1 pseudogene is annotated in these 830 nt (G+C 51.8%); it reads right to left on the reverse strand.

Annotation, left to right across the window (positions count from 1 at the left end):
• A pseudogene (locus tag B3180_RS09985) lies at nt 1-830 on the reverse strand (TonB-dependent receptor); the annotation flags it as partial.

Consider the following 830-nt stretch of genomic DNA (forward strand, 5'->3'; position numbering starts at 1 on the left):
ACCGCCCTCAAATACCGGCGACCAGTTGTCCTGATCGGTTGCATTAAACACGTCAATGCGGGCACTTAACTGCGGCGTAAACCGATACCGCGCGTTCAGGTTTAAGGTATGCTGATCACGTATAAATACGGTCTGCAGATAATCCAGCGGATAATGCTTGGTATAGCTTAAGTCACCACCTACTGACCACTCAGGCGTAACCTGCCAGCCGGCAACAGCCGAAGCCTGCACTTCCGGAATCCCCTGAAACTGCTGATTAGAAGCCGGGAATAAAGTAAAGTTCGGAGAGCCTGCACCCGTACCTTCTATAATGTCGGGCCGTGAATCATCAAACGCATCGGCTATCTGACCTGTTCCCTGTGAGGCTGCGGAATCATCCCAACGCGCATCAATGTAGCTGGCGGCCAGAGTTATCCAGTAGCCTGCTTCGTGCGTTCCTGAAGCGGAAGAGAAGTGCCACTGGGTTTCAAAACCCTCGGTGCGAATACCGCTGTTCGACCCATCGCGATTCCGCAAACTGCGTTTTTGGTCAAAAACCACGGCATCGGCGTACCAACGCGTATCACTCGGAGCGTACTTCACGCCCAACTCATAAAGCGAATTTTCTGTCGCAAAGTTCTGCGCATCAATTTGGCCAGACGCATTCAGCACAGTCCCTCCGGCCATTGAGTTCGACGTCGAGTCACTTTCATAAGCTGTAGCATAGAACGTAAGTTCGGGTGTCCAGTTGTACTGTGTTGATAAACTAACGGCCGTCAACCAGTCGCTGTAGGTATCATTAGCAGCTTCAACGCCCTGCGGAGCTATTGGGTCTTCAGCTTCTACATCAA

Source organism: Idiomarina sp. UBA4206, from assembly GCF_002383015.1.
GTDB lineage: Bacteria > Pseudomonadota > Gammaproteobacteria > Enterobacterales > Alteromonadaceae > Idiomarina > Idiomarina abyssalis.